At 72.0% G+C, this 23,648-nt stretch carries 23 protein-coding genes; 10 read left to right on the top strand and 13 right to left on the bottom strand.

The features are described from left to right. Positions 1-36: 36 nt before the first annotated feature. Entirely contained in the window at positions 37-1,671 is a 1,635-nt protein-coding gene (betA, locus tag NYZ98_RS22110) for a choline dehydrogenase (protein ID WP_262844760.1), read from the bottom strand. 145 nt (positions 1,672-1,816) lie between these two features. Here betA and NYZ98_RS22105 point away from each other — a divergent pair, with 145 nt between their 5' ends. Next, the gene (locus tag NYZ98_RS22105; protein ID WP_262844759.1) at positions 1,817-2,587 is read left to right on the top strand and encodes an IclR family transcriptional regulator; all 771 of its coding nucleotides are present in this window, start codon (positions 1,817-1,819) and stop codon (positions 2,585-2,587) included. Positions 2,588-2,644: 57 nt separating this feature from the next. Here NYZ98_RS22105 and NYZ98_RS22100 read toward each other — a convergent pair whose 3' ends face one another. Beyond that, a complete protein-coding gene (locus tag NYZ98_RS22100; protein ID WP_262844758.1) occupies positions 2,645-3,754 on the bottom strand; it encodes an aromatic ring-hydroxylating oxygenase subunit alpha in 1,110 nt (369 codons plus the stop codon). A gap of 410 nt (positions 3,755-4,164) precedes the next feature. Here NYZ98_RS22100 and NYZ98_RS22095 point away from each other — a divergent pair, with 410 nt between their 5' ends. Together NYZ98_RS22095 and NYZ98_RS22090 are read left to right on the top strand one after the other, a co-directional pair. Then, positions 4,165-4,914, top strand: a complete 750-nt coding sequence (locus NYZ98_RS22095; protein WP_262844771.1) for a GntR family transcriptional regulator — start codon at positions 4,165-4,167, stop codon at positions 4,912-4,914. 125 nt (positions 4,915-5,039) lie between these two features. Next, the gene (locus tag NYZ98_RS22090) at positions 5,040-5,285 is read left to right on the top strand and encodes a hypothetical protein (RefSeq protein ID WP_262844757.1); all 246 of its coding nucleotides are present in this window, start codon (positions 5,040-5,042) and stop codon (positions 5,283-5,285) included. Between the two features lie 107 nt (positions 5,286-5,392). Here NYZ98_RS22090 and NYZ98_RS22085 read toward each other — a convergent pair whose 3' ends face one another. Further along, the gene (locus NYZ98_RS22085) at positions 5,393-6,925 is read right to left on the bottom strand and encodes a hypothetical protein (RefSeq protein ID WP_262844756.1); all 1,533 of its coding nucleotides are present in this window, start codon (positions 6,923-6,925) and stop codon (positions 5,393-5,395) included. A 183-nt stretch (positions 6,926-7,108) separates the two neighbouring features. Here NYZ98_RS22085 and NYZ98_RS22080 point away from each other — a divergent pair, with 183 nt between their 5' ends. Next, the gene (locus NYZ98_RS22080; protein ID WP_262844755.1) at positions 7,109-7,681 is read left to right on the top strand and encodes a gamma carbonic anhydrase family protein; all 573 of its coding nucleotides are present in this window, start codon (positions 7,109-7,111) and stop codon (positions 7,679-7,681) included. 48 nt (positions 7,682-7,729) lie between these two features. Then, a complete protein-coding gene (locus NYZ98_RS22075; RefSeq protein ID WP_262844754.1) occupies positions 7,730-9,079 on the top strand; it encodes a hypothetical protein in 1,350 nt (449 codons plus the stop codon). A gap of 507 nt (positions 9,080-9,586) precedes the next feature. On the opposite strand, the gene NYZ98_RS22070 is transcribed toward NYZ98_RS22075, so the two are convergent. The 7 genes from NYZ98_RS22070 to NYZ98_RS22040 form a co-directional block, all read right to left on the bottom strand. Continuing rightward, on the bottom strand, positions 9,587-9,868 hold the full coding sequence (locus tag NYZ98_RS22070) for a metal-sensitive transcriptional regulator (protein ID WP_262844753.1): 282 nt from the start codon (positions 9,866-9,868) through the stop codon (positions 9,587-9,589). Between the two features lie 46 nt (positions 9,869-9,914). Continuing rightward, positions 9,915-10,991: a glycosyltransferase gene (locus NYZ98_RS22065; protein WP_262844752.1), complete on the bottom strand. Its 1,077-nt coding sequence runs from the start codon at positions 10,989-10,991 to the stop codon at positions 9,915-9,917. Further along, positions 10,988-11,797 (bottom strand): hypothetical protein, encoded by an 810-nt coding sequence (locus NYZ98_RS22060; protein ID WP_262844751.1) that lies wholly within the window; start codon positions 11,795-11,797, stop codon positions 10,988-10,990. The genes NYZ98_RS22065 and NYZ98_RS22060 overlap by 4 nt, the downstream gene beginning before the upstream one ends. Before the next feature lie 90 nt (positions 11,798-11,887). Then, on the bottom strand, positions 11,888-14,035 hold the full coding sequence (locus NYZ98_RS22055) for a (Fe-S)-binding protein (RefSeq protein ID WP_262844750.1): 2,148 nt from the start codon (positions 14,033-14,035) through the stop codon (positions 11,888-11,890). Between the two features lie 184 nt (positions 14,036-14,219). Continuing rightward, complete coding sequence (locus tag NYZ98_RS22050) at positions 14,220-14,804, bottom strand: TetR/AcrR family transcriptional regulator (RefSeq protein ID WP_262844749.1); 585 nt, start codon at positions 14,802-14,804, stop codon at positions 14,220-14,222. Further along, positions 14,801-15,580, bottom strand: coding sequence for a class I SAM-dependent methyltransferase (locus NYZ98_RS22045; protein WP_262844748.1), 780 nt, complete (start codon positions 15,578-15,580; stop codon positions 14,801-14,803). The genes NYZ98_RS22050 and NYZ98_RS22045 overlap by 4 nt, the downstream gene beginning before the upstream one ends. A 13-nt stretch (positions 15,581-15,593) precedes the next feature. Further along, a complete protein-coding gene (locus NYZ98_RS22040; RefSeq protein ID WP_262844747.1) occupies positions 15,594-16,409 on the bottom strand; it encodes a sugar phosphate isomerase/epimerase family protein in 816 nt (271 codons plus the stop codon). 105 nt (positions 16,410-16,514) lie between these two features. On the opposite strand from NYZ98_RS22040, the gene NYZ98_RS22035 reads away from it, so the two are divergent. From NYZ98_RS22035 to disA, 5 genes are all read left to right on the top strand, one after another. Then, positions 16,515-17,213, top strand: a complete 699-nt coding sequence (locus tag NYZ98_RS22035) for a class I SAM-dependent methyltransferase (protein WP_262844746.1) — start codon at positions 16,515-16,517, stop codon at positions 17,211-17,213. A gap of 85 nt (positions 17,214-17,298) precedes the next feature. Further along, positions 17,299-17,679: a MerR family transcriptional regulator gene (locus NYZ98_RS22030; RefSeq protein ID WP_262844745.1), complete on the top strand. Its 381-nt coding sequence runs from the start codon at positions 17,299-17,301 to the stop codon at positions 17,677-17,679. After that, positions 17,676-17,990 carry a thioredoxin gene (gene trxA, locus NYZ98_RS22025; RefSeq protein WP_262844744.1) on the top strand — a complete coding sequence of 105 codons (315 nt, stop codon included), beginning with the start codon at positions 17,676-17,678 and terminating at the stop codon, positions 17,988-17,990. Before NYZ98_RS22030 ends, trxA begins: the two co-directional genes overlap by 4 nt. 56 nt (positions 17,991-18,046) lie before the next feature. After that, positions 18,047-19,477 (top strand): DNA repair protein RadA, encoded by a 1,431-nt coding sequence (gene radA, locus NYZ98_RS22020; protein ID WP_262844743.1) that lies wholly within the window; start codon positions 18,047-18,049, stop codon positions 19,475-19,477. Positions 19,478-19,543: 66 nt separating this feature from the next. Then, the gene (gene disA / locus NYZ98_RS22015) at positions 19,544-20,635 is read left to right on the top strand and encodes a DNA integrity scanning diadenylate cyclase DisA (protein ID WP_262844742.1); all 1,092 of its coding nucleotides are present in this window, start codon (positions 19,544-19,546) and stop codon (positions 20,633-20,635) included. A 19-nt stretch (positions 20,636-20,654) separates the two neighbouring features. Here the strand turns inward: disA and NYZ98_RS22010 are convergent, their stop codons facing one another. The 3 genes from NYZ98_RS22010 to NYZ98_RS22000 all read right to left on the bottom strand — a co-directional run bounded on the left by NYZ98_RS22010 (position 20,655) and on the right by NYZ98_RS22000 (position 23,586). Further along, complete coding sequence (locus NYZ98_RS22010; protein WP_262844741.1) at positions 20,655-21,362, bottom strand: hypothetical protein; 708 nt, start codon at positions 21,360-21,362, stop codon at positions 20,655-20,657. Between the two features lie 172 nt (positions 21,363-21,534). Next, positions 21,535-22,218: a response regulator transcription factor gene (locus NYZ98_RS22005; RefSeq protein ID WP_262844740.1), complete on the bottom strand. Its 684-nt coding sequence runs from the start codon at positions 22,216-22,218 to the stop codon at positions 21,535-21,537. A 57-nt stretch (positions 22,219-22,275) separates the two neighbouring features. Then, positions 22,276-23,586, bottom strand: a complete 1,311-nt coding sequence (locus tag NYZ98_RS22000; RefSeq protein ID WP_262844739.1) for a sensor histidine kinase — start codon at positions 23,584-23,586, stop codon at positions 22,276-22,278. Between the last annotated feature and the right edge of the window lie 62 nt (positions 23,587-23,648).

Raw genomic sequence — 23,648 nt, 5'->3', positions numbered from 1 at the left:
CGGCCGGGACGGTCTCCGGCCCGGGACGGTCTCCGGCTACCCGGCGGTGGTGGGGTGGCGGTAGAAGGGGGTCGGGTCGGGGGGCAGGGGGGGGTGGCCGAGGATCAGGTCGGCGGCCTTCTCGGCGACCATCATCACCGGGGCGTAGATGTTCCCGTTGGTGACGTACGGCATGACCGAGGCGTCGACCACGCGCAGCCCGTCCAGGCCGTGCACGCGCATGCTCGCCGGGTCCACGACGGCGTCCTCGCCGACCCCCATGCGCGCCGTGCACGAGGGGTGCAGCGCGGTCTCGCCGTCGCGCGCCACCCAGTCGAGGATCTCCTGGTCGGTCTGGACCGACGGCCCCGGTGACAGCTCGCCCGCGTTGTAGGGGCCCATGGCGGGCTGGTTGAGGATGTCGCGCGCGACGCGGACCGCCTCGACCCACTCGCGGCGGTCCTGCTCGGTGGACAGGTAGTTGAAGCGCAGCGCCGGATGGACCCGGGGGTCGGTGCCGCGGATCTTCACCGAGCCGCGCGCGTCGGAGTACATCGGGCCGATGTGCACCTGGTAACCGTGCCCGCCCGCCGGGGCCGAGCCGTCGTAGCGCACGGCGACGGGCAGGAAGTGGAACATCAGGTTCGGGTAGGCGACGTCCTCGTTGCTCCGGGCGAACCCGCCCGCCTCGAAGTGGTTGGTGGCGCCCGGCCCCGAGCGCAGGAACAGCCACCGCGCGCCGACCCAGGGGCGGTTGCGCCACTTCATGGCGGGTTGCATGGAGACCGGCTCCTTGCACCCGTACTGCACGTAGACCTCGAGGTGGTCCTGGAGGTTCTCCCCGACGCCCGGCAGGTCGTGGACGGGCCGGACGCCGACGGCCTCCAGCTCGGCGGCGGCGCCCACCCCCGAGAGCTGGAGGAGCTGCGGCGAGTTGATGGCCCCGCCGCACAGGATGACCTCCCCCGCCCGCACGGTCGTGCCGTTGTACTCGACGCCGACGGCCCGCCGGCCCTCGAAAAGGATCTTCGTGACGAAGGCCCGCGTTCTGATCTCCAGGTTGGGGCGCCCCTTCACCGGGTGCAGGTACGCGCGGGCGGCGGACAGGCGCCGCCCTCGGCGGATGTTGCGGTCGAAGGCCGCGAACCCCTCCTGGCGGAAGCCGTTCACGTCGTCGGTCAGCGGGTAGCCCGCCTCGCGCACGGCGTCGAAGAAGGCGCCGAACAGCGGCCCGGTCGCGGGGCCGCGTTCCAGGACCAGGGGCCCGTCGTGGCCGCGGAAGGCGGTGCCCGGGTCGGCCGTGCAGTTCTCCATGCGCTTGAAGTACGGCAGGCAGTGCGCGTAGTCCCAGGTCCCCATGCCGGGGTCGGCGCCCCACCGCTCGTAGTCCAGCGGGTTGCCACGCTGGAAGATCATGCCGTTGATGCTGCTCGACCCGCCGAGCACCTTGCCGCGCGCGTGGTAGATGCGGCGGCCGTTCATGTGGGGCTCGGGCTCGGACTCGTACTTCCAGTCGTAGAACCGGCTGCCGATGGGGAACATCAGCGCGGCGGGCATGTGGATGAAGACGTCCCAGGGGAAGTCCGAACGGCCGGCCTCCAGGACCAGGACGCGCACGGCGGGGTCGGCCGACAGCCGGTTCGCCAGAGCGCTGCCCGCCGACCCACCACCGACGATGACGAAGTCGTACATACCTGCCGGGTCTCGCTCTCTTCTCGCGTCCACCGCAGTGCGTTTTTCCTGTAGCGATTGACGCACAAGGTTGCGGCATCCGCAACCATTCCCGGCGCCGTGGTCAAATGGACGCCACCATCCTGACCGCCTACAGTCCCGAGCTATGGGCAACGATTCCTCGGCCGGCGTGCAGTCGGTCGACCGGGCCATCAGCGTGCTGGAGATCCTCTCCCAGCGCGGCGAGGCCGGTGTCAGCGAGATCGCGGCGGAGATCGGCGTCCACAAGTCGACCGCGTTCCGGCTCCTCGGCGCCCTGGAGGCCCGCAACCTGGTGGAGCAGGCCGAGGACCGCGGCAAGTACCGGCTCAGCTTCGGGATCATCCGCCTGGCCGGCGGCGTCGCCTCCCGCCTCGACCTCACCCAGCAGGGCCGCCCCGTCTGCCGCCGGCTGGCCGAGGAGATCGGCGAGACCGTCAACATCGCCGTCGTGCGCTCCCACTACGCGGTCAACCTCGACCAGGTGCGCGGCCCGTCGGCGGTGACGGCGCACAACTGGGTCGGGCAGCTCACCCCCCTGCACGCCACCTCCAGCGGCAAGGTCCTGCTGGCCCACCTCGACGGCCCGCACCGCGACCGGCTGCTCTCCGCCGCCGGCCTCGCGCGCTTCACCCCCGCCACCATCACCTCTCCCGAGGAGCTGGCCCCGCAGCTCGTGGAGGCCCGCGCTCGGGGGTACGCGGTGACGCTGGAGGAGTACGAGATCGGGCTGAACGCCATCGCCGCCGCCGTCAGGTCCTACGACGGCGAGGTGGTGGCGGCCGTCAGCGCGTCCGGGCCCGCGTACCGCTTCAGCGAGAAGCGCATCCACGAGCTGGCCCCCGTCCTGATAGGCGGCGCGGCCGACATCAGTCACCGCCTCGGCTTCGCCGGCTGAGCCCGGCCCGCCAGGGCCACGTGACCGCCCGCCGAGGCGGCGTACCCGCCCAGCCGGTCAGCGGGGCAGGCCGAGCCGTTCGGCCACCCAGTCGTGGAAGATGGCGATGTGGTGCTCGCTCGGCACCAGCACGCCGCCGCGCGCGTACGCGCGCGAGCTCATCCCCGGCTGGCACCGCTCGCACGCGTCGAAGTCCTGCACGTTGACCTTGTGGAACAGCTCGACCGACGGCCCGAGGTCGGCGCCGCCGTCCACGACCTCCGGCAGGAACAGCCAGTCGCACTCCACGATCGTGCGGTCGGCCGCGAGCGGGTACATCCGGTGCACGATCGCGTGGTCGGGCACCAGGTTGACGAAGACCTGCGGCTTGATGGTGATCGCGTAGTAGCGGCGGTCCTGGTCCTCGCTCACCCCGGGGATGCGGTCGACCCCCGGCGAGCCGTCGACGGTGAACCCCTCCACGCCGGCGGCGAAGGAGGCGCCGTGCCCGACGAAGTACTGGGCGGCGTACCCGTCGGCGAACTCCGGCAGCACCTCGGTCAGCTCGGGGTGGATCGTCGCGCAGTGGTAGCACTCCATGAAGTTCTCGACGATCAGCTTCCAGTTCGCCTTGACGTCGTAGACGATCCTGCGGCCGACCTTGAGGTCCTCGATCCCGTAGTTCTCGATCGAGGCCAGGTCGCCGAGGCGTGTCACGACCGCGCCGAGCACGTCCTGCTCGAAGGAGGGCGGCTCGTCGGCCAGGCACACCCACACGTACCCGAGCCATTCGCGCACGTGCACGTTCACCAGGCCGTACGCCACCCGGTCGATGTCCGGCATCTTGGTGAGGTTCGGCGCCGCGATCAACCGGCCGTCCAGGTCGTAGGTCCACGCGTGGTACGCGCACGTGAAGGCGCGCCGCACCTCGCCCGACTCCTCGGTGCACAGGCGGGCGCCGCGGTGGCGGCAGACGTTCAGGAAGGCGCGGACCGAGCCGTCCTTGGCCCGGCTGACGATGACGCTCTCGCGGCCGACCTGGACGGTGCGGTACGCGCCCGGCCGGGCGAGGTCGGCGGACCTGGCCGCGCAGAACCACATGGACTCGAAGATCCGCTGCTGTTCGAGGGCGAAGATGTTCTCGTCGGTGTACAGACCGCCGGAAAGGGTGGCGAGCAGGCTGCTCACGTATCGCTCCTGCAGATGTCGTCGACGGCGAGGACCTCGCCGGAAGCGGTGTTGTGAATGGCGAAACGGGACCCGTTATGCGCAACAGATTGCTTGCCAGGCGAGCCCTCTGTCAATACACCCCGAAAGGACACGGAAGCGGCGGGGGCCCTGGTGAGTCGCACCTTTGGCGATATGTCGCGCCGGCCACATTCCTGTGCCGGCCCGCCACCCTCCCCGCGCGCCGGAGGCGCACCGGGCGGGACCGGTCCACGGTGACAGGCCGCGAAAGGCCCCGAAGATCACCACACGGGCACGATTCGCTCAAAAGAAGCACGGGACGCACCTGCGTATCTGTGCGATCGTGGACAAGGCGGGGCAAGTTCTCTGGAGACGCGGACCCCACTGGTGACTGAGGGTGATAGAGCGTGATGGAATCCCCGGTACCTCATGAACCCCCGATCTATCGCCGGATCGCGGACCGCCTGCGCCAGGCGATCCTGGCCGGCGAGTTCCGCGACGGGGACCGGCTGCCGGGCGAGAACGCCCTCATGAGCGAGTACGGCATCGCCAGGGCGACCGCGAGGCAGGCGCTGGCCGTCCTCATCAACGAGGGCGTGGCGGTCCCCCGGCGCGGCTCGGGGGTGTACGTCCGCCAGTTCCGGCCGATCCGCCGGCACGGCTCCCGCCGCCTGTCACGCGAGCAGTGGGGCACCGGCCGGGCCATCTGGGACTCCGACACCACCGGCCGCCCGTACTCCGTCGACGACCTCACCATCACCCGGGAGGCGGCGGCCGGGGAGGCCGCGCGGGTGCTCGACTGCGACGAGGTGTGGGTGCGCCGCCGCCGTTATTCGGTGGACGGGCGGCCGGTGCAGCTCGCGGCCTCCCACTTTCCGGCCGATCTGGTGACCGGGTCGCCGATCACCGCGCAGGACACCGGCCCCGGCGGGGTGTACGCCCGGCTGCGCGACCTCGGGCACGCGCCCGTGCACTTCACCGAGGAGGTGCGCGCCAGGATGCCCACGCCGGAGGAGTCGGCCAAGCTCGGGCTGCCCGCGGGCACGCCGGTGATCGAGGTGTGCCGGTCGGCGTTCGCCGGCGGGGGCGCGGCGGTCGAGCTGAACAAGATGATCATGGACGCCGCGTCCTATGTACTTCAGTACGATTTCGACGCCTGAGTCAAGCCCGTGGCCAAGCGTTAGGTCGACCTGTCCACCCCGAACATTGATTTCTCTAGAGATGTCCCTCACCGTGAGGGGGGAACGGTACAAACCTGGCCCTCACCGCGGGAAGGGTGGACGGGATGTCGTTCGACCGGCACCTCGCCGAAATCGCCCGGGAGTTTCCCGACTGGACCATCTGGCGGAGCGACGCCGGCAGGTGGTGGGCCACCCGGCACCACCTGCTCACCGAGCGGGAACGTGACGCCGGATGCGCGATGACGATCGACGCCGACGATCCGGAGGGGCTGCGCGAGACGCTGCTCCAGCAGCGGGAGTGCGGTTCGTCGATCGACCCGGAGAACGGGCCGGTCGACCCCGAGACCTGATCGCGGGCGCGGCCGGCGACGGGCGAGCGCGGAAACCTCCGACCCGATCGGGGGCGGGGGTTTCCGCCAGGCGGCCGGCCCGGCGCACCGGACCGGCCCTGCTACGGCTACGGCCGGTGAGCGGGAAGCCCGTCACCGCCGGCCTGGTCCGACACCCGGCTCAGGTGGATGTCGGTCTCCTCGAAAAAACCGCGGATGCGGCCCTTCGCGGGCACTTCATGATCATTCGCCGCGTGGGCGTCCTCGGTCCCGTAGACGTCGCGACGGCCGCCGACCTCGATCGTGTCCTGCGGGTCGGGGCCGTCGGCGGGCGCGCCGGCGTCGGCGGCGTACGCGTCGTACTGGCGGTCGGCGTCACCGGCCGCACCGACGCCGACGGGGCCGTGCGCGTCGCCGAACCCGTGGGAGCCGTCGCGGCCGTGCTCGTCGTCGGGCGCGAGCGCGTCACCGAAACCGCGCACGTCGTCGTGCACGCCCGAGTCGCCGGGAACGTGGGAGTCGTTGGCGCCGTGGGAGTCGTTGGCGCCATGAGAGTCATTGGCGCCATGAGAGTCATTGGCGCCGTGCGAGTCGTTGGCGCCGTGCGAGTCGTTGTGGCCCTGCGGGTCGTCGTGACCCTGCGCGCCGCCGAAGGGATGGGCGTCGGCGAAGGCGGGGTGGTGGACGTCGTTCGCCGGGCGCGTGGCCCCGGCGTCGATCTCGTCCTGGACCCCGGCCGAGGGCGCGGCCTGGGCGGGCTCCGCGCCGTCCTCGTCGTCCAGCACGACGCGCAGCTCGTCGTCCGCGGGCGGCAGGTCCCCGCGCAGGTCGTCGACCGAGCCGACCTCGGGACGCGGCGGCAGCACGGCGGCCTCGTCGATCAGCGCGCCCGCGCCCCCCTCGCGGTGGAGCAGGTCGGTCAGCACCGAGCCCATCTCGCCGAGCCTGCGCATGACCTCGGTGTGGGTGTCGGTGAGGAACGTGACGCGCCGGCCGGTGTGCTCGTCCAGCGACTCGGCGCGGCGCTGGGCGGCGGCCAGCGTGTCGGCGGCCTCGGCCCGCGCGGCCTTCAGCGTCGACTCGGCCTCGGCGTCGGCGGAGGCGATGGTCGCGTCGGCCTGGGCGTGGGCGTCGGCCAGCAGCCGCTCGGCCTCCTGCTGCCCGGAGGTGAGCACCCGGTCGGCCTCGGCGCGGGCGCCGCGCAGGGTCTCGTCCGACTCCGCGCGCGCGGCCCCCAGTGTCTCCTCGGCGTCGGAGCCCGCCTGGGCCAGCAGCTGCTCGGCGGCGGCGGTCGCGTCGTGGACGCGGCGCTCGGCCTCGGTCTGGGCGGCGTCGAGGATCCGCGTGGACTCGGCCGCCGCGTCCTCGCGCTTGGAGATCGCCTCCTCTTCGGCGAGCTTGAGGATCTGGCTCAGCCGCTGCCCCAGCTCGTCATAGTCCTGGGGGGCCTCGGCGAGCCGCCGGCGGGCCTCCGCGAGCTCGATGCGGCCCTGCTCGGCCTGATCGATGGCCCGCGCCAGCCGTTCCTCGAGGTCACGGATCTGGTTGCGGGTCCTGACCATGTGATCGTGGACCTGGCGGCGGCTGTATCCACGCATCACGACCTCGAAACCGAGGTCCTCGTGCATCATGTCGGGAAAGCTGTCGTGCTGGTTCGTCATGGCTGAGCCCTGGGGGTCTTGAATCGAGTGGGGGTCGTGCTTTGGTAACGACACGTCAGGACACGACTTTCCTGCCATCTGCCCAAGTCCGCAACCCGAACGCCTGACTCTTACCGGTGAATGACGGCCCACCAGTAGTAAGTCCGAAAATCAGGAAGAAAGCCGTATGAGATCATCATTGTCATGAGCGAGCCGACGTTCCGGGACCCGTCGTTCCCCCTGGCCTCGCCGTACATCGCCGCCCTCGACACGGGCGCGCCGTCGGTCCATCCAGAAGCCTACGTGGCGCCCGGCGCCGTCGTGGTGGGCCGGGTGCGGCTCGGGCGCGGCACGAGCGTCTGGTACGGCGCGGTGCTGCGCGGCGAGGACGAGGCGGTCGACGTCGGCGACGAGTGCAACATCCAGGACCTGTGCTGCCTGCACGCCGACCCGGGCCTGCCCGCCGTCCTCGCCGACCGGGTGAGCCTCGGCCACCGCGCGGTGGTGCACGGCGCGCGCGTGGAGAGCGGCGCGCTGGTCGGCATCGGCGCCATCGTGCTCAACGGCGCCGTGATCGGCGCGGGGTCCCTGGTCGCCGCCGGGTGCGTGGTCACGCCGGGCAAGAAGATCCCGGCGGGCGTGCTGGTGGCGGGCGTCCCGGGGACGGTCGTCCGCGAGCTGACCGACCGCGACCGGGCGTCGTTCGCCGCCACCCCGGACGCGTACCTGGCGAAGGCCGCCCGGCACCGCGCGGCCCGCCCGGTACCGCCCGCCTGACCGGGGCGCCCGCCTGATGTCGTGGTGGGGGCGCCGGGCCCAAGTAGCATGGCCGCCGTGCAGTGGGACCCTTTCGACGCGATCGAGCAGGATGTCCGCACCATGGTCGCGGACCCCCGCTGGTCCGCCGTACCCGCGCACACCCAGGCGCAGGCCATGGCGGCCCGCCTGCTGCGCACCCCGGACGGCGCGTGCTGGCTGTTCGGCGCGCACGCCCGCTGGTACCGCCACGAGCCGTCCGACGGCGAGTGGCACCTGTCCGCGCCGCCCGCCGACCAGACCGTACGGTCGGCGGCGCACGCCCCGCACCCCGCGCCGGCCGTTCCCGAGCCGCTGCTGGCGTCCTCGGCCGACTTCTCGTTCGACCGGGGCTCCACGCAGGCCTTCGTCGGCCCGGACGTCCCCCACCGGATCGTCGAGCAGGTACGTACGCTGCTCGACGCGAGCCAGGTGTCGCGGGCGGACACCCCGTACGTCACCGGGCCGCTGCGCGCGCTGTTCTACGCGGACGTGCCCGCGACGGTCGCCATGGTGTGGGGCACGATCATGTGGTGCGCGTACGCCCCGGCGTTCGACGGCAACGAGGTGCTGCTGTCGATGTTCGGCGAGTTCCTGAGCCGGCCGCTGCCGGGGGACGACTGGGTCAGGTGGCTGCCGCCGACCCCGCTTGAGGCGCTGGTCGAGCCGTACGCCGAGTCGCACGGCGGCGCGCAGGGCACCGCGCTGCGCCTGGCCGCGCTGGCCGGCGACACCGCACGCGTGCTGCTGCCCGACCCGAGGTTCGGTCCCCGGGCCGCCGCCCTGCTCGCGATGGTGGAGCCGCTGCGGGCCCGGCCGTGGCTGGACCACGCCGCCCGGGACGCCGTGACGGTGCGGCAGGCGTGGCTGGCGCGCTGCCCCGATGAGCTGAGGGGCGCGGTCCTGGCCGACACCTCGGCGGGCGAGCACTTCCGGCACACCCTGTACGACCTGGTGCGGGCGCTGGAGTTCGTGAGCGCCCACGGCGCCGACCCCCGTGCGGTGGCGGCCTCCCTGCTCGCCGCGGACGTGCACGCGGTGGCGCCGGGGGTCGCGGCGCGGCTGTACCCGTGGATGGACGCCGAGCTGCGGCAGACGTACTACGTGACGCTCGCCGAGCCCCGGCACCCCCTGCGCGGCTGCTGGCCAAGGGAGGGCGAGCCGCCGGCCGCCCTGCGCCCGCCCGACCGGGGTTCGGCCGCGGCGCTTCTGGGGGCGGGGTACGCGACGGGGCTCGCGTGGTGCCGCCTGACGGGTACGCCGCCTCCGCCGCGCGGCTTCCCGACGTCCGCGGCGACCGTGAGCTGCCTGATCGACGAGCGCGACGATCCCACGCCTGGAGTCCCAGGAACCTCAGCCGAATGGATTCGTCACACCTGACCGGGCTGCCATGATCTAAACGCTTTATCGGGTTATTCCATGCTTACCTCGCGTATATCATTCCCCGTCCCCTCATCTGGGGATTTGGCTGAATTGTGATCTCGGATCCGGGAAATGGTTCCAGGAGGCACGAGCGGGTCCGGCGAATGGTCCCGATGGGCCATGTCATCGAAAGCCGCCCGGTCGTAACCTCGAAGTGGGTGTGGGCTGCGGAAGGAAGGACGACGCGGTGGGGCACGACTACCTGGACTCACGAGTCCATGACCGTGTCGCGTTGGACGAGATCGCGCTCTACGCGGAGGTGCTCAGCGCCGTCGCTGTCAGCGAGCGAGAGCTGACCTTGGATGAGCTCGACAACGCGCTCGGATTGCGGACTTCGGTGAGCCACTGAAGATGCTCGCGGAACTGGTCCCGGACTCCCAGGGAGTTCGGGACGGTTTTGCGAAAGGGGACCTGCGGCCCCTGTCCGGACTAGTCCGGCCGGGCCGGGAAACTCCCGCGAAACCGCTACGAGCGCACTAGCCTCGCGATCGCCGCCGAGGCCTCCTTGACCTTCTCCTCGGCCTCGGGCCCGCCCGCGTTGATCGCGTCCGTCACGCAGTGGCCGATGTGGTCCTCCAGCAGACCCAGCGCCACGGCCTGCAGGGCGCGCGTCGCGGCCGACACCTGCGTGAGGATGTCGATGCAGTAGGAGTCCTCCTCGACCATGCGCTGCAGCCCGCGGATCTGACCCTCGATCCGCCGGAGCCTGGTTAGATAAGCCTGCTTGTCACCGCTGTACCCATGCATAGGGCCACGATACCTCTTCGGGGTATCCCACCCCGTCCGCCGCACGTCAGGCGCGCAGGCTTTCCACCAGCGTCTCCCAGCGGGCGGCGACCACCGGCGCGGCGTGCCCCTCGGCCGAGGAGAGCGCCCCCGCGGCCAGCGTCATGCGGCGGCGCTCGTCGTCCACCAGCGCGAGCAGCGCCGAGGCGTACGCCTCGATCTCCCGCTCCCCCTGCGGCACCAGGACGCTGTCGTGGCCGGAGGTCACGAACTCGCCCGGCCCGCGCGCCCCCTCGAACCCGACGACCGGTACGCCGCACCCGAGCGCCTCGATCACCGTCATGCCGGGCGTCTCGGCGTAGGAGGTGACCGCGACCAGCGAGGCCTTGGCGAACTCCCCCTGCAGGTCGGGCGTGGTGCCCATGAAGTACACGTTGTTGTGCAGGCTGAGCCGGCCGACCAGGGCCCGCAGCCGCTTCTCCTCCGGGCCGCCGCCGTACAGGCGCAGCCGCCAGTCGGGCCGCTTGTCGGCGACGACGGCGAAGGCCTCGATGAGCCGGTCGAACGCCTTGCCCGGCAGCCACCGGCCGCCCGCCGAGATGATGCGGTTGTCCATGCGCGAGCGCGGCCACGGCCCCCGGGGCAGGGCGTCGGGGATGACGAACACCGGCGGCCGGTCGGTGCCGCCGAGGATGCGGACGAACTCCTCCCTGGCGGTCTCGGTGGAGGTGACGACCGCGTCGAGCTTGGGGTAGAAGCGGCGGATCGGCAGCGGGACGGACGGGCGGCTCCACTCGCGGGCGATGCGCACGGTCTCGCGCGGGACGTGCCGGGCGGCCTGCACGCTCAGCCCCGGCCTGGTGGTGACCAGCAGGTCGCACCGCAGCCCGCGCAGAGTGCGCCACAGCGCCACTTCGGTGCGCATCTGGCCGCCGGGCAGCAGGTGGCGGACGCCGGGGCGGGCGTCGATCAGCCAGCGCAGCGAGATGCGGGAGTCGACCGGGAAGAACGGCGTGTCACGCACCCGCCGGACGCTGACGATCTCCACCTCGTGCCGGGAGGCCAGCTCGGTGGCGAGGTTCAGCACGGCCCGCGTGTCGCCGCGCATGCCGTAGACCGAGGGGATCAGAAAGCAGACCCTCATCCACCCACCTCGAGACGGAGCTCGTCGTCCACGGTGTAGCAGGGGCGGACCGGCACGCCGTCCACCTTGGTGTCGGGGTAGTGCACGCGGCGCCGCTTGCCGTCCACGTCGTCGATGCGCCCGCCGAGGGGGAGCGGCACGTCGAGCCCGTCGACCTCCAGCGTCGGCTCCCACAGGCCCTCGTACTCCGGGGCCGCGGCGATCACGTCGCACAGGGACAGCGCGGCGTGGAACCGCACCCCCTTGACGGTCGCGGCGGCGGTCACCGCGATCTCGGGCCCGGCCGCGCGGCGCAGGGCGAGGCGGGCGGTGTGGTGGGCGTCGTCGTCGTCGAACCCGGTGTAGGCCAGCAGCCCGGTGACCTCGAAGCGGCCCTCGCGGAACCAGACCGCCCGCACGTCGGCCGCCGGCTCCGCGGGCGAGATCTTGACGGCCAGGTAGCCGGTGAGCGTGCGGTAGGTCCGGTAGGCCAGGGTGCGCCGGCTCAGGGCGTAGGCGTCCAGCCGGTCCAGGGAGAAGCCCGGGTCGACGCAGTGGATGCGGGAGCGGGACGACGCGCCGTCCTGATCATGCTGCAGGTAGGCGTCCCAGCGGCCCAGGCTCAGCCCGAGCGGCGCCAGCGACACCGCGACCGAGGCGTCGCGCACCTCGGCCCCCGGCGTTCCCAGCACCACGGCGGCCTCGGTGCCGGTGCCCCGCTGCCGCAGGACCAGCCGCGTACCCTCGGCCAGCGGCTCGGAGATCGCGAGGCGCAGCGAGAGGACATCGGCCATGGTGACCTCGGCATCGGTAACGACAACGCGCACCGGCGCCCCCTCCCCGTCGATAGAGCCGCGCGACGTTGAGGTTACCGTGATTTTCCTGTTATGTGGAGAAAGGATTTCGGGCCCTGTCCATCAGGCCTTCACGGGACGGCCTTTCACGGATGTGACGAGGAGCTGCGCGACGTCCACGACCTCCAGCGACTCCTTGGCCTGGCCGCTGTTCTTCTTCTCGTTGATCGCGTCTCCCAGCATGACCAGGCAGAACGGGCAGGCGGTGGACACGCGGTCCGGGTCGGTGGTCAGGGCCTCGTCCACGCGCTCGGTGTTGATCCGCTTGCCGATGCGCTCCTCCATCCACATGCGCGCGCCGCCCGCGCCGCAGCAGAAGCCCCGGTCCTTGCAGCGGTGCATCTCCTGGGTCTGGACGCCGGGGACCTTCGCCATGATGTCGCGCGGCTGGGCGTACACCTTGTTGTGGCGGCCGAGGAAGCACGGGTCGTGGTAGGTGATCCTCTCCTCGATCGGGGTGATCGGGGTGAGCCGGCCCTCCTCGACGAGCTTGGCCAGCAACTGGGTGTGGTGTACCACCTCGAACATGCCGCCGAGCTGCGGGTACTCGTTGGCCAGGGTGTTGAAGCAGTGCGGGCAGGTGGCCACGATCTTCTTGACCCCGGCCTCGTTGAGGGTCTCGATGTTCTGCTGGGCGAGCATGTTGAACAGGAACTCCATGCCCAGGCGGCGCGCCGGGTCGCCGGTGCAGGCCTCCATCGGGCCGAGCACGCCGAACTTCACGCCGGCGATGTCGAGCAGCTCGGCGACGGCCTTGGTGGTCTTCTTGGCCCGGTCCTCAAGGGCGCCGGCGCAGCCCACCCAGAAGAGGTATTCGAGGTCGTCCGGGACCTTCTCGTCGATCAGCAGGACCTCGATCGGGTCGACCTCGCGCGAGGCCAGCTCCTCGATCCACTCGGCCCGCTTGGTCTCCGGCACCCCCCACGGGTTGCCCTTGTTCTCCAGGTTCTTGAGCATCACGCCCGCCTCGGACGGGAAGTTCGACTCGATCATCACCTGGTAGCGGCGCATGTCCATGATGTGGTCGATGTGCTCGATGTCGACCGGGCACTGCTCGACGCAGGCGCCGCAGTTGGTGCACGACCACAGCACGTCGGGGTGGATGACACCGTTCTCGCCGACCAGCGGCTTGCCCACCAGCGCCAGGACGTCCTCGGGCAGGTTCGCCCGCTCCTCCTCGGTCGCCAGCAGGTACGGCGCGATGGCGAAGGCGTGGTCGCGCTGGTCGAGGATGAGCATCTTGGGCGACAGCGGCTTGTCGGTGTTCCAGGCCGGGCACTGCGACTGGCACCGGCCGCACTCGGTGCAGGTGTAGAAGTCGAGGAAGCCCTTCCAGGTGGTGTCCTCGATCTTGCCCCGGCCGAAGACGTCGGTGTCGGGGTCGGCCTCCTCGAAGTCGAGGACCTTGCCGTTGCTGCGCATCTCCGGCACGGCGCCGAGGCCGTCGGGGCGGCGGGAGAACATGACGTTCAGCGGCGCGGTGAAGATGTGCAGGTGCTTGGAGTTCACCACGATCACCAGGAACACCAGCATGACGCCGATGTGCAGGAGCAGGCCGACCTTCTCCAGTGCCTCGTTGGCCGGTCCGCCGAGGTCGCGCAGCAGCGCGGCGACGCCCTCGGAGCCGAAGGCGCCGGAGTGGTAGGGGAAGTTCCCCGTGTTGATCGCGGCGCCGCGGAACAGGAACAGCGACCAGATCACGTTGAAGATCATGAAGAGGATCAGCCAGGCGCCGCCGAGGTGCGACCCGGAGAACCGCGAGTCGCGCCCGAGCCGCTTCGGCGAGTTCCTGATCCGGATGACCGCGAAGGACGCCAGGCCGAGCAGGCACGCGAGCGCGATGAGGTCCTGGAGGAACCCGAGGACCGGCCACCTGCCGACGAGCGGGATGTGGAAGTCGGGCTCGCCGGTGACCGCGCCCTGGATCAGCGCGCCGTACGCCTCCAGGTAGACCGTGGCCAGGATCACGAAGGCCCAGAAGACCAGGAAGTGCGCGATCCCGGACGGGGTCCACTTCAGCAGCTTCTTCTGCGCGAACACCTCGACGAGCTGCGCCTTGAGCTCGGCGCCGATGTTCTCCCTGGCGTAGCTCAGCCGTTCGGGGGCGGGCTGGCCGCTGGTGGCGAGCCTGTGGAGCCAGAGCACGCGGCGTGCTGCCAGCGCGACCGCCACGGCGGTCATCACGAGCCCGATGATCGCGACAAGGAGCACGGGTCCTCCAAACTACGGCGTTGGCTGCCCAGCGTAGACACACCGGTCATCCACGGTGACGGCACGACCAGTCCGAATAGTACTCGCCGGTAACTTGCCGGCGTACGCGGGGGATGGCCGCACCTTGATGGTGATCGAACCGATGCTAGAACAATGCTCTGCCAAAAGCTCGCGCCGGGGCCGGTCAGTCTTCTCCGAGATAGCGCTGGATCGTCGGCGAGAGGATCTTCACGAGCTCCTCGATCTCGGCCGACGCCAGCGGCTCCAGCTGGACCACGTACCGCATCAGGATCACGCCGAACATCTGCGCGAACGCCACCTGCATGCGGACCGGCGAGATGCCGAGCGCCTCCACCACGCGGTTCAGCACGGCCATCGTGAGGAACTCGCGGATCATCGAGACGATCTGCTCGTTGGTCATCGCGCTGCGGATCAGGGCGATGATCGGCTCGCGGGCCTGCGGCTCGGCCGTCATCGTCAGCAGGAACCGCACCAGCCGCTCGCCGATCTCGTCGCGCGGCCCTTCGAGGATCAGGGGGAGCACCTTGGCGGGGTCGACCGGCAACTGCAGCGCCGCGACGAAGATGCCCTCCTTGGTGTCGAAATAGTGGTGGACCAGGGCAGGGTCGACCCCGGCCTCGCGGGCGATGCCCCGGATCGTGGCCTTGTCGAAGCCCTTCTCCGAGAAGATCCTGCGGGCCGCCGCGAGGATCTCGCCCCGCGTGTCCGCCGACCCCGGCCGCCGGCCCACTCGTCGCGGGGTGCTCACGCGCCGGCCTTGCGGGCGATCGCGAGGTACACCCGCATCGGCACCGTGAGCTCGCCCTGCGCGAACACCCTGGTCAGCTCGGTGCGCTCCCGGCCGATCAGGCTCTCCACCCGGCCGGCGCCCAGCGACGCGACGAAGGAATGGGACCGCAGGTCGAGCAGGAAGTCCTCCACGCCCACCGTGCGCGTCCAGTGGATCCACGCCTCCTGGACCGGGAGGCCCGCCCGGGTCATCACCGCCGCGACCGGCGGCACGCTCCACTCGGGCAGCGCGGGGCCGCGGTAGCCGGAACACGCCTCGGCCATCCGCACCTCGTGCGCCACCAGCCAGTCGGCGGCGGTCGCGGTCGAGCCGGGCCCGATGTCGACGCTGTTCCACCAGGCCGCGACCGAACCCCCCGGGCGCAGCACCCTGACGGCCTCCCTGATCGACTCCTCGGGCCGCAGCCAGTGCCACGCCTGCGCGAAGCAGACCAGGTCGGCGGTGCCCGAGCGGAGCGGCAGCGCGTTGCCGTCGCCCACGGCCACCCGCGGCGAGGCCGTGCGGGCGACCAGGCGGGCCAGCATGCGCCTGCCGGGATCGACCGCGACCACCCGGGCCCCCCTGGCCAGCAGGCCCCGCGTCGAGATGCCCGTGCCCGCGCCCACGTCGACCACCGTCGCGCCGCCCAGCGCGACGCCCGAGAGCGCGGCGAGCGCGTCGTAGAGACCGTCCGGGTACCCCGGCCTTGCCGCGTCATAGGCCTCGGCGACGCGGTCGAACACCTCGTGGCTCATGGCGTCGATTGGATCATGCCGTCGATGAGGCGGCGAAATGCAACCGGGCGAACGCCAGGCCCTCCGCCAGGTCGTCGATGCGTTCGGTGCGCCCGGTGGCCTTGCGCGTGTTGATCTCCAGCACGATCAGGCCGCCGTAGCCGGTGGTGGCCAGGCGCTCCAGGATGCGCGCGCACGGCTGGCCGCCCCGGCCGGGCACGAGGTGCTCGTCCTTGTTGGTGGTGCCGACGCCGTCGGCGAGGTGGAGGTGGGCGAGCCGGTCGCCGAGCTTCTCCGCCATCTCCAGCGCGTCGGAACCGGACACGGCGGTGTGCGAAAGGTCGAGCGTGACCTGCGGGAAGTCCTCGTCGACCGGGTCCCAGCCCGGGGCGTACGGCACGACCTCGGCGCCGCGGGCACGGAGCGGGAACATGTTCTCCACCGCGAAGGTCACGTCGGTCTCGTCGCGCATGCGGGCCAGCCCCACCTCGAAGTCGCGGGCGTAGTCGCGCTGCCAGCGAAAGGGCGGGTGGACCACGACGGTGCTCGCGCCGAGCCGCTCGGCGGCCTTCTGCGCCTTGACCAGCTTGGCCCAGGGGTCACGGCCCCACACCCGCTGGGTGACCAGCAGGCAGGGGGCGTGCACGGCCAGCACGGGCAGGTGGTAATGGTCGGAGAGGCGCTCGAGCACGTCGATGTCCTGGCTCACCGGGTCGGCGCCCACCATCACCTCGACGCCGTCGTAGCCAAGGCGCGCGGCCAGCTCGAAGGCGTCCGGAGTGCGCTCCGGATACACCGACGCGGTGGACAACGCGATCTTGGCGTTCGGGACTCGGATGACGTCGGTCACATCTGCCAGCCTAAGCCGGGGCGCGCCCAGGTGGCGCTCCGCAACCCGGATGCAACGGATATCACACATGCCCGTGCCGCGTTCCGGCTGGTCTAGCGTGTTCGCATGGCGCGGATCGTGGACGGGGCCATCCCCAGTCCGAACATCTGGAACTCCCCGAGGACCTACGAGCTGGAGAACCGGGCCGTCGACCCCGACGGCGTCGCGGACGCCGCGATGGCCGCGATCCGGCCGTGGACCGGGGCCGTCGTCCTGGACATCGGCTGCGGCACCGGCTTCCACCTGCCCGTCTTCGCCGCCACGGCGAGCAAGGTGATCGGCGTGGAGCCCCATTCCGGGCTGGCGGCGCTCGCCGCCGAACGCTGCCGCGGGCTCCCCGGCGTGTCGGTCCGCTCCGCCACCGCCCAGGCACTGCCGGTCCCCGACGCCTCCGTCGACGTCGCGACCGCCCGGTGGGCGTACTTCTTCGGGCCCGGCTGCGAGCCGGGCCTGCGCGAGCTGTCCCGGGTGGTCCGCCGGGGCGGCGCCGCGTTCGTCCTCGACCTCGACGCGACGCGCGGGGCGTTCGGCGGCTGGTTCGGCCGCACGGTGCCGAGCTACTCCGCGGCGGCGGTGGAGTCGTTCTGGTCGCGCCAGGGGTGGGAGCGCCAGGAGCTCGACCTGCGCATGGTCTTCTCGGCACGCGCCGACCTGGAGGCGGTGCTGCGCATCGAGTTCGCCCCCGACGTGGCCGAGGAGGCGATCGCGGACACCCCGGGGCTCGAACTCGACTACCCGAACGTCCTGCGGTGGCGCCGCTTCTGACCCCGCCCGGCGCGCCGGGACGCTCCGGCTTGACATTGACGTTGATGTCAAGGGTTACCGTGAGCGCGGGATCGAGGAGGGACCGATGCGGATCGGGGAGCTGGCCAGACGCGCCGGAGTGAGCACCCGCGCGCTGCGCTACTACGAGCAGCAGGGACTGCTCCCGGCCCGGCGGTCGTCCAACGGCTACCGGGACTACGACGAGGCCGACCTGAAGCTCGTCAGCGAGATCCGCTCCCTGCTGACCGTGGGGTTCACACTGGAGGACGCCCGGCCGTTCGTCGACTGCCTGCGCGCCGGCAACGAGGCCGGCAACGCCTGCCCCGAGTCCGTCGAGGTCTACCGGCGCAAGCTGGCCGAGATCGACGAGCAGATCCGCACACTGCTCGGCCGCAGGGCCGAGGTGGCCTCACAGCTCGCCGACGCGTGCCCGAGGTGCGCGATCAGAACCGGAGCGACGACATGATCACACTGACCGCCGAGAACTTCGACAAGCTGGTGCTCGCGAGCGACAAGCCCGTCCTGGTGGACTTCTGGACCGAATGGTGCCCGCCCTGCCGCATGGTGGCACCGATCCTTGAGGAGATCGCCAAGGAGTACGCGGGCCGCCTGACCGTCGGCAAGCTCAACGCCGAGGAGTTCCCCGAGATCGCCGCCCGCTACTCGGTGCTCGGCTTCCCCACGCTCAACCTGTACCGGGGCGGCGAGGTGGTCCGCCAGGTCCTCGGCGCCAAGCCCAAGCGCCTGCTGCTGGCCGAGCTGGAGGGCCAGTTCTGAGGGCCGGGCCGTTCGCGGCGGCGGGGAATGTCGGCGGCTGCCGATAACGTGCCCGCATGACCAAGACGCAGAAGCTCGGTTACCGCTGTGCCGAGTGCGGGTGGCGGGCCGCCAAGTGGGTCGGCCGCTGCGGCGAGTGCCAGGCGTGGGGCACGGTCGACGAGGAGGGCGCCCGCGGAGGCGTCCATGTCGTGCAGGGCGGCGCGGTGACCGCGCCCGCGCTGCCGATCGGCCAGGTCAAGGCCGAGTTCGCCCGCGCGCGCACCACCGGGGTCGGCGAGCTCGACCGCGTGCTCGGCGGGGGCCTGGTGCCCGGCGCCGTCGTCCTGCTGGCCGGCGAGCCCGGCATCGGCAAGTCCACCTTGCTGCTGGAGGCCGCCGCCAGCATCGCGCGTCACGAAACCGTGCTCTACGTCACCGGCGAGGAGTCGACCGCCCAGGTCCGCATGCGCGCCGACCGCATCGGCGCCATCCAGGACCAGCTCTACCTCGCGGCGGAGACCGACCTGTCCGCGCTGGTGAGCCATGTCGAGAAGATCCAGCCGAGGCTCCTGATCGTCGACTCCGTCCAGACCATCGGCTCCGCGCAGGCGACCGGCGTCCCCGGCGGGGTCACCCAGGTGCGCGAGGTCACGGGCAACCTCGTCCGCCTGGCCAAGGAGCGCGGCATGTCCACGGTCCTGGTCGGCCACGTCACCAAGGACGGCTCGATCGCCGGCCCGCGCACGCTCGAACACCTCGTCGACGTGGTCCTGCACTTCGAGGGCGACCGGCACTCCCGGCTGCGCATGGTCAGGTCCATCAAGAACCGCTACGGCCCGACCGACGAGATCGGCTGCTTCGACCTCACGGAAAGCGGCATCGTGGGGCTGCCCGACCCGAGCGGCCTGTTCGTCTCGCGGCGCGCCGAGCCGGTGCCCGGCACCTGCGTCACCGTCACCGTCGAGGGCACCCGCCCGCTCCCTGCCGAGGTGCAGGCGCTCGTCGGCCCCACCGAGGCCCAGCAGCCCCGCCGGTCCTCCTCCGGGCTCGACCCGTTCCGGGTGACGATGATCCTCGCGGTGCTGGAGCGGCGGCTCAACGCCCGCCTGAGCGGGTGCGACGTGTTCACCGCCACCGTCGGCGGCATCAAGCTCAACGACCCCGCGGTGGACCTCGCGGTGATGCTCGCCGTGGCCAGCGCGGCCGGCGACCGCCCGCTGCCGCCCGGCCTGGTCGTGCTCGGCGAGGTCGGCCTGGCGGGGGAGCTGCGGCCGGTCAGGGACATCCGGCGGCGGGTCGCCGAGGCCGCGCGCCTCGGCTTCACCCACGCCCTGGTGCCCGCCAGATCGCTCGACCAGGACCCCTCCGCGCTGACGAGCGGCGAGGGCGACTCGCTCCATCCCGTCCCCGTGACCAGGTCGCCCATCCGCACGACGACCTTCTCCCAGGGTTTCGACGTCACAGAGGCGGAGAACGTCTGGGACGCGCTCACGCACGTCACGTGAGGATCTCCGGGCCCGGCGGGCACTTCGCCGGTAAACTGGGCCACGTCAGCGACCAGCGGGGGTCATGTGGCACACACCAGCAAGGGCATCGACGAACGCCGAAGATCCACCCTTGCCACGCTCGCTCCAGGCACCGAGCTGCGTGACGGCCTGGAGCGCATTCTCCGTGGCCACACCGGCGCTCTGATCGTCCTCGGCCATGACGACATCGTCGAGGGCGTCTGCACGGGCGGGTTCTCGCTCGACGTGGAGTTCTCCGCCACCCGCCTGCGCGAGCTCGCCAAGATGGACGGCGCCATCGTGCTCAACCGCTCGGGCGACAAGATCGTCCGGGCGGCGGTCCACCTCGTGCCCGACTCGGCCATCCCCACCAACGAGTCCGGCACGCGCCACCGCACCGCCCAGCGGGTGGCGCGGCAGACCGGCTTCCCGGTGATCTCGATCAGCAAGTCCATGCGCATCATCGCGCTCTACCTCGAAGGCGTGCGCTACGTCATGGAGGAGTCGGCGGCGATCCTGTCCAAGGCCAACCAGGCGCTGGCGACCCTCGAACGCTACAAGATGCGCCTCGACGAGGTCTCCGGCACCCTGTCGGCCCTGGAGATCGAGGACCTCGTCACCGTCAGGGACGTCGCGGTGGTGGTGCTGCGGCTGGAGATGGTGCGCCGCATCGCCGGCGAGATCGAGGGGTACGTCGTCGAGCTCGGCACCGACGGCCGCCTGCTCTCCCTGCAGCTCGCCGAGCTGGTCGCCGGGGTCGGCGAGGACCGCGACCTGATCATGCGCGACTACCTGCCGGCCGCCGGGTCGGGGCGCCGCCCGCGCAGGGTGGCCGACTCGCTCGCGGAGCTCGACCGGCTCTCCCCCGCCGACCTGCTCGACCTGACGGCCGTCGCGCGCGTCCTCGGGCACACCGGCTCCGAGGCCCTGGACGGCCCGGTGAGCCCCCGGGGGTACCGCCTGCTGGCCAAGGTCCCCCGGCTCCCCGCGACCGTCGTCGACCGGCTCGTGGGCCATTTCGGCGGCCTGCAGAAGCTCCTGGCGGCGAGCATCGACGACCTGCAGTCGGTGGGCGGCGTCGGCGAGTCCCGCGCCCGCAGCGTCCGCGAGGGCCTCTCCCGCCTGGCCGAGGCCTCCATCCTGGAACGCTACGTCTGACCCGCCCGCCGAAGGCGGGTCAGCGGAGGTGGAAGACGACCTTGGCGCTGCGCAGCGGCCCGAGCCTGGCCATCGCGACGTACGTGCCGTCACGGGCCTTCTGGCGGGCCGAGCGGCAGTCGGGCGCGGACCGGCGTCGGTCCCAGCCGACCGTGCGCACGTGCGGGATGCCGCGCCGGAGGTGCCGGACGTCCACGCCGTCGCCGCTCACGCAGTCGGCGGTCGACCAGACGCGGTCGGTGCCCGAGACGATGCGGATCTCCACGGCGCGCGGCCCGACGTCGACCGTGCACTCGACGCGGCCGATGTTGACGACGGTGAGCAGGAACCTAGGGGTGCCCTTCTTGGCGTACACCTCGGACTCGCCACGCAGGCCGAGCACCAGGTCGGGCCGCTCGCAGGGGTCGCCGGGGCGCTGGGCGCGGCTCGGGTGCGGGCTGGGTTTGGCGGCCGGATGACGGGTCGCCGTCGGCTTGGCGGTGGGCGCCGGCGTCGGGGTGGCGGCCGGGGACGGCACGGGCGCGACGCCCGCCCCTGAGCCGGGGTCCTTCGACCCGGCCACCGCGGGCCTCGGGGCGTTCGACCCCGAGCCGCCTGACGCGCTGGTGCAGGCCCAGGCCACGACGGCGACCACGACGAGGGCACCAGTGAGCACCGACACCCTGCGGCGCCAGTAGACGTCCGGCCCCTCGACGCCGACGTCGCCACGGAACGTGTCCGGATCCATACTTACAGTATGGTGATTCGATCACCATACAGGGCGCCGACCCGCCGATCTGGGAGAACGTACCCACCCACAAACCCTGACAGCACCCCCTACAGATCCTGACATGTCCAGAAAACCCCCGGCGCCGCGCGGAACCGGCGGGCGAGACGTCGTGACGATGGCGCCGGCGCGGTCAGACGTCGATCTCGTAGCGGTAGCCGCGGCCCCGCAGGGTGGTGATGCGCTGGGGGTCCTCGCCGTGCTCGCTCAGCTTGCGGCGCAGCGCGAAGACGTGCACGTCCAGGGTCTTGGTCGGCCCGAACCAGTTGGCGTCCCACACGTCGTCCATGAGCTGCTCGCGCGTGACGACCTCGCCCGCGCGGGAGGCCAGCGCCGCGAGCAGGTCGAACTCCTTGGGCCGCAGGATCAGCTCCGCGTCCCCCACGTAGGCCCGGCGCGCGGGAAGGTCCAGGCGCAGGAGGCCGACCGACAGCGTTCGCTCCCCCTGCGGGGTGGCCTGGCGGCGCAGATGCGCGCGCAGCCTGGCGAGCAGCTCGGTCAGCCGGAACGGCTTGGTGAGGTAGTCGTCGGCGCCCGCGTCCAGCGCGACCACCACCTCGAACTCCTGCGTGCGTGCGGTCAGCACGACGATCAAGGTGGACGGCAGCGCGACGCGGAGGCGGCGGCACACCGCGACGCCGTCCACGTCGGGCAGGCCGAGGTCGAGCAGGACGAGGTCGGGAGCGCCGTCCCTGACCTTGTCGAGCGCGTCGCCGCCGGTCCTCGACAGCGTCACCTGGTAGCCGTTCCCCGCCAGCGCCTCCACCAGCTCCGAGCCGATGACCGGATCGTCCTCAACGACCAGTACACGCGTCATATGCCGATCGTAGGCGAGCCCTCGCCGGGGCGGCGGCCGTCCACGGTTCGGGTGCTCTCAGTCAGGGCCGGGGGTCGGGAGGAGGAGGCTGAAGACCGGCGGGGCGGCGCGGCGCAGGACGAGACGGCCGCCCTCGGCCTCGGCGAGCGAGCGCGCCAGCGCCAGGCCGATGCCGTGCCCCTCTGCGTCCCCCGAGCGGCGCGCGAACACGTCGGCCCCCTCGGGAACGCCCGCCCCCTGGTCGGCCACCTCGATCGCGACGCCGTTCCCGAGGTCGGCCACGTCCACGGTGATCTCGCCGGCCCCGTGCGCGACGGCGTTGTCCAGCAGGACCTGGAGGATCTGCCGCAGCGCCGCCGGCGATGCCGCGACGGGAGGGAGCTCGTCGGGCAGGCTCAGGGCCAGCGAGCGCCCCTGCGCGGCCAGCCCCCCGTACCAGGCGCCCCGGATCTCCTGGAGGAGCGCACGCACGTCCAGGCAACGTTCCGCGTCGCTCTCCCGCGTGAGCCGTACGAGGTCCTCGATGACGGTCTGGAGCTGCTCGCCCCGGGCCAGGGCGGTGCGGATGGCGTCCTCGTGCTGGGCGCCCGGGCGGGCGAGCGCCGACTCAAGGCCCAGCAGCATGCCCGTGAGGCGGGTACGGAGCTGGTGGGAGACGTCGGCGCTGAAGGCGCGCTCGCGGTCGAGCACCTCACCGAGTCGGCGGGCCGTCGACTCCAGGGCCAGGCCCGCGACGTCGGCCTCCCGTACGTCCGATCGCGGCGCGCGGATGGAGAAGTCGCCCGCGCCGAGTCCCTGCGCCGCCCGGGTCAGGTGTTCCAGCGGCGCGGCGAGCCGCCTGGACTGGCGCAGCGCGAACGCGGCCGCCAGGCCGATCACGATCACCGCGAGCCCGGCCATGAGCAGCCACGACTCGTGCACGCGTTCGGAGATCTGGTCGTAGGGCGCGGCCACCCGCACCACGCCCCCGCGCACCTCGTCGGAGGGGATCGGCGCCGAGACCGCCATGTAGCCGTCCTCCACCTCCTCGTGGACGCGGCCGTCGCGGGAATGGACCGCGATGTCCGACCGCCTCGGCCCCTCGCCGAACAGCAGGTCGCCCTTGGTGGTGTACACGCCGACGCGCAGCCCGGACGGCACGCCTCTCGGCAGCGACAGCGACGCCGGGGGCCCGCTCATCACGTGGTCGGGGATGGCGGCGGCGATCCAGGTGGCGTCGCGCCCCAGCGCGCCCGCCGTCTCGTCGTGGTAGAGCCGCTCGACCGACAGCGCGAGCGGGATCGCGAACAGCGCCACGGCCGGCGCGGCGATGCCGACGATGGCCACCAGGACCCTGCGGCGCAACGGCGTACTGTGAGGCTCCCGCACGACACCCCTCATCGGATCGGACCCGGGGGCGACGCCGCACGGCCCGTCTCTCATCGAATCGG

Origin of the sequence: Sphaerisporangium corydalis, from assembly GCF_025506355.1 — a bacterium.
Taxonomy (GTDB): Bacteria; Actinomycetota; Actinomycetes; order Streptosporangiales; family Streptosporangiaceae; genus Sphaerisporangium; species Sphaerisporangium corydalis.
This window is presented reverse-complemented; position numbering and strand designations above follow the sequence as displayed.

Coding starts and splice junctions, on each gene's coding strand:
- betA (WP_262844760.1), bottom strand. CDS start 1,671: ATGTACGACTTCGTCATCGTCGGTGGTGGGTCGGCGGGCAGCGCTCTG.
- NYZ98_RS22105 (WP_262844759.1), top strand. CDS start 1,817: ATGGGCAACGATTCCTCGGCCGGCGTGCAGTCGGTCGACCGGGCCATC.
- NYZ98_RS22095 (WP_262844771.1), top strand. CDS start 4,165: ATGGAATCCCCGGTACCTCATGAACCCCCGATCTATCGCCGGATCGCG.
- NYZ98_RS22090 (WP_262844757.1), top strand. CDS start 5,040: ATGTCGTTCGACCGGCACCTCGCCGAAATCGCCCGGGAGTTTCCCGAC.
- NYZ98_RS22085 (WP_262844756.1), bottom strand. CDS start 6,925: ATGACGAACCAGCACGACAGCTTTCCCGACATGATGCACGAGGACCTC.
- NYZ98_RS22080 (WP_262844755.1), top strand. CDS start 7,109: ATGAGCGAGCCGACGTTCCGGGACCCGTCGTTCCCCCTGGCCTCGCCG.
- NYZ98_RS22075 (WP_262844754.1), top strand. CDS start 7,730: ATGGCCGCCGTGCAGTGGGACCCTTTCGACGCGATCGAGCAGGATGTC.
- NYZ98_RS22070 (WP_262844753.1), bottom strand. CDS start 9,868: ATGCATGGGTACAGCGGTGACAAGCAGGCTTATCTAACCAGGCTCCGG.
- NYZ98_RS22065 (WP_262844752.1), bottom strand. CDS start 10,991: ATGAGGGTCTGCTTTCTGATCCCCTCGGTCTACGGCATGCGCGGCGAC.
- NYZ98_RS22045 (WP_262844748.1), bottom strand. CDS start 15,580: ATGAGCCACGAGGTGTTCGACCGCGTCGCCGAGGCCTATGACGCGGCA.
- NYZ98_RS22035 (WP_262844746.1), top strand. CDS start 16,515: ATGGCGCGGATCGTGGACGGGGCCATCCCCAGTCCGAACATCTGGAAC.
- NYZ98_RS22030 (WP_262844745.1), top strand. CDS start 17,299: ATGCGGATCGGGGAGCTGGCCAGACGCGCCGGAGTGAGCACCCGCGCG.
- trxA (WP_262844744.1), top strand. CDS start 17,676: ATGATCACACTGACCGCCGAGAACTTCGACAAGCTGGTGCTCGCGAGC.
- radA (WP_262844743.1), top strand. CDS start 18,047: ATGACCAAGACGCAGAAGCTCGGTTACCGCTGTGCCGAGTGCGGGTGG.
- NYZ98_RS22010 (WP_262844741.1), bottom strand. CDS start 21,362: ATGGATCCGGACACGTTCCGTGGCGACGTCGGCGTCGAGGGGCCGGAC.
- NYZ98_RS22005 (WP_262844740.1), bottom strand. CDS start 22,218: ATGACGCGTGTACTGGTCGTTGAGGACGATCCGGTCATCGGCTCGGAG.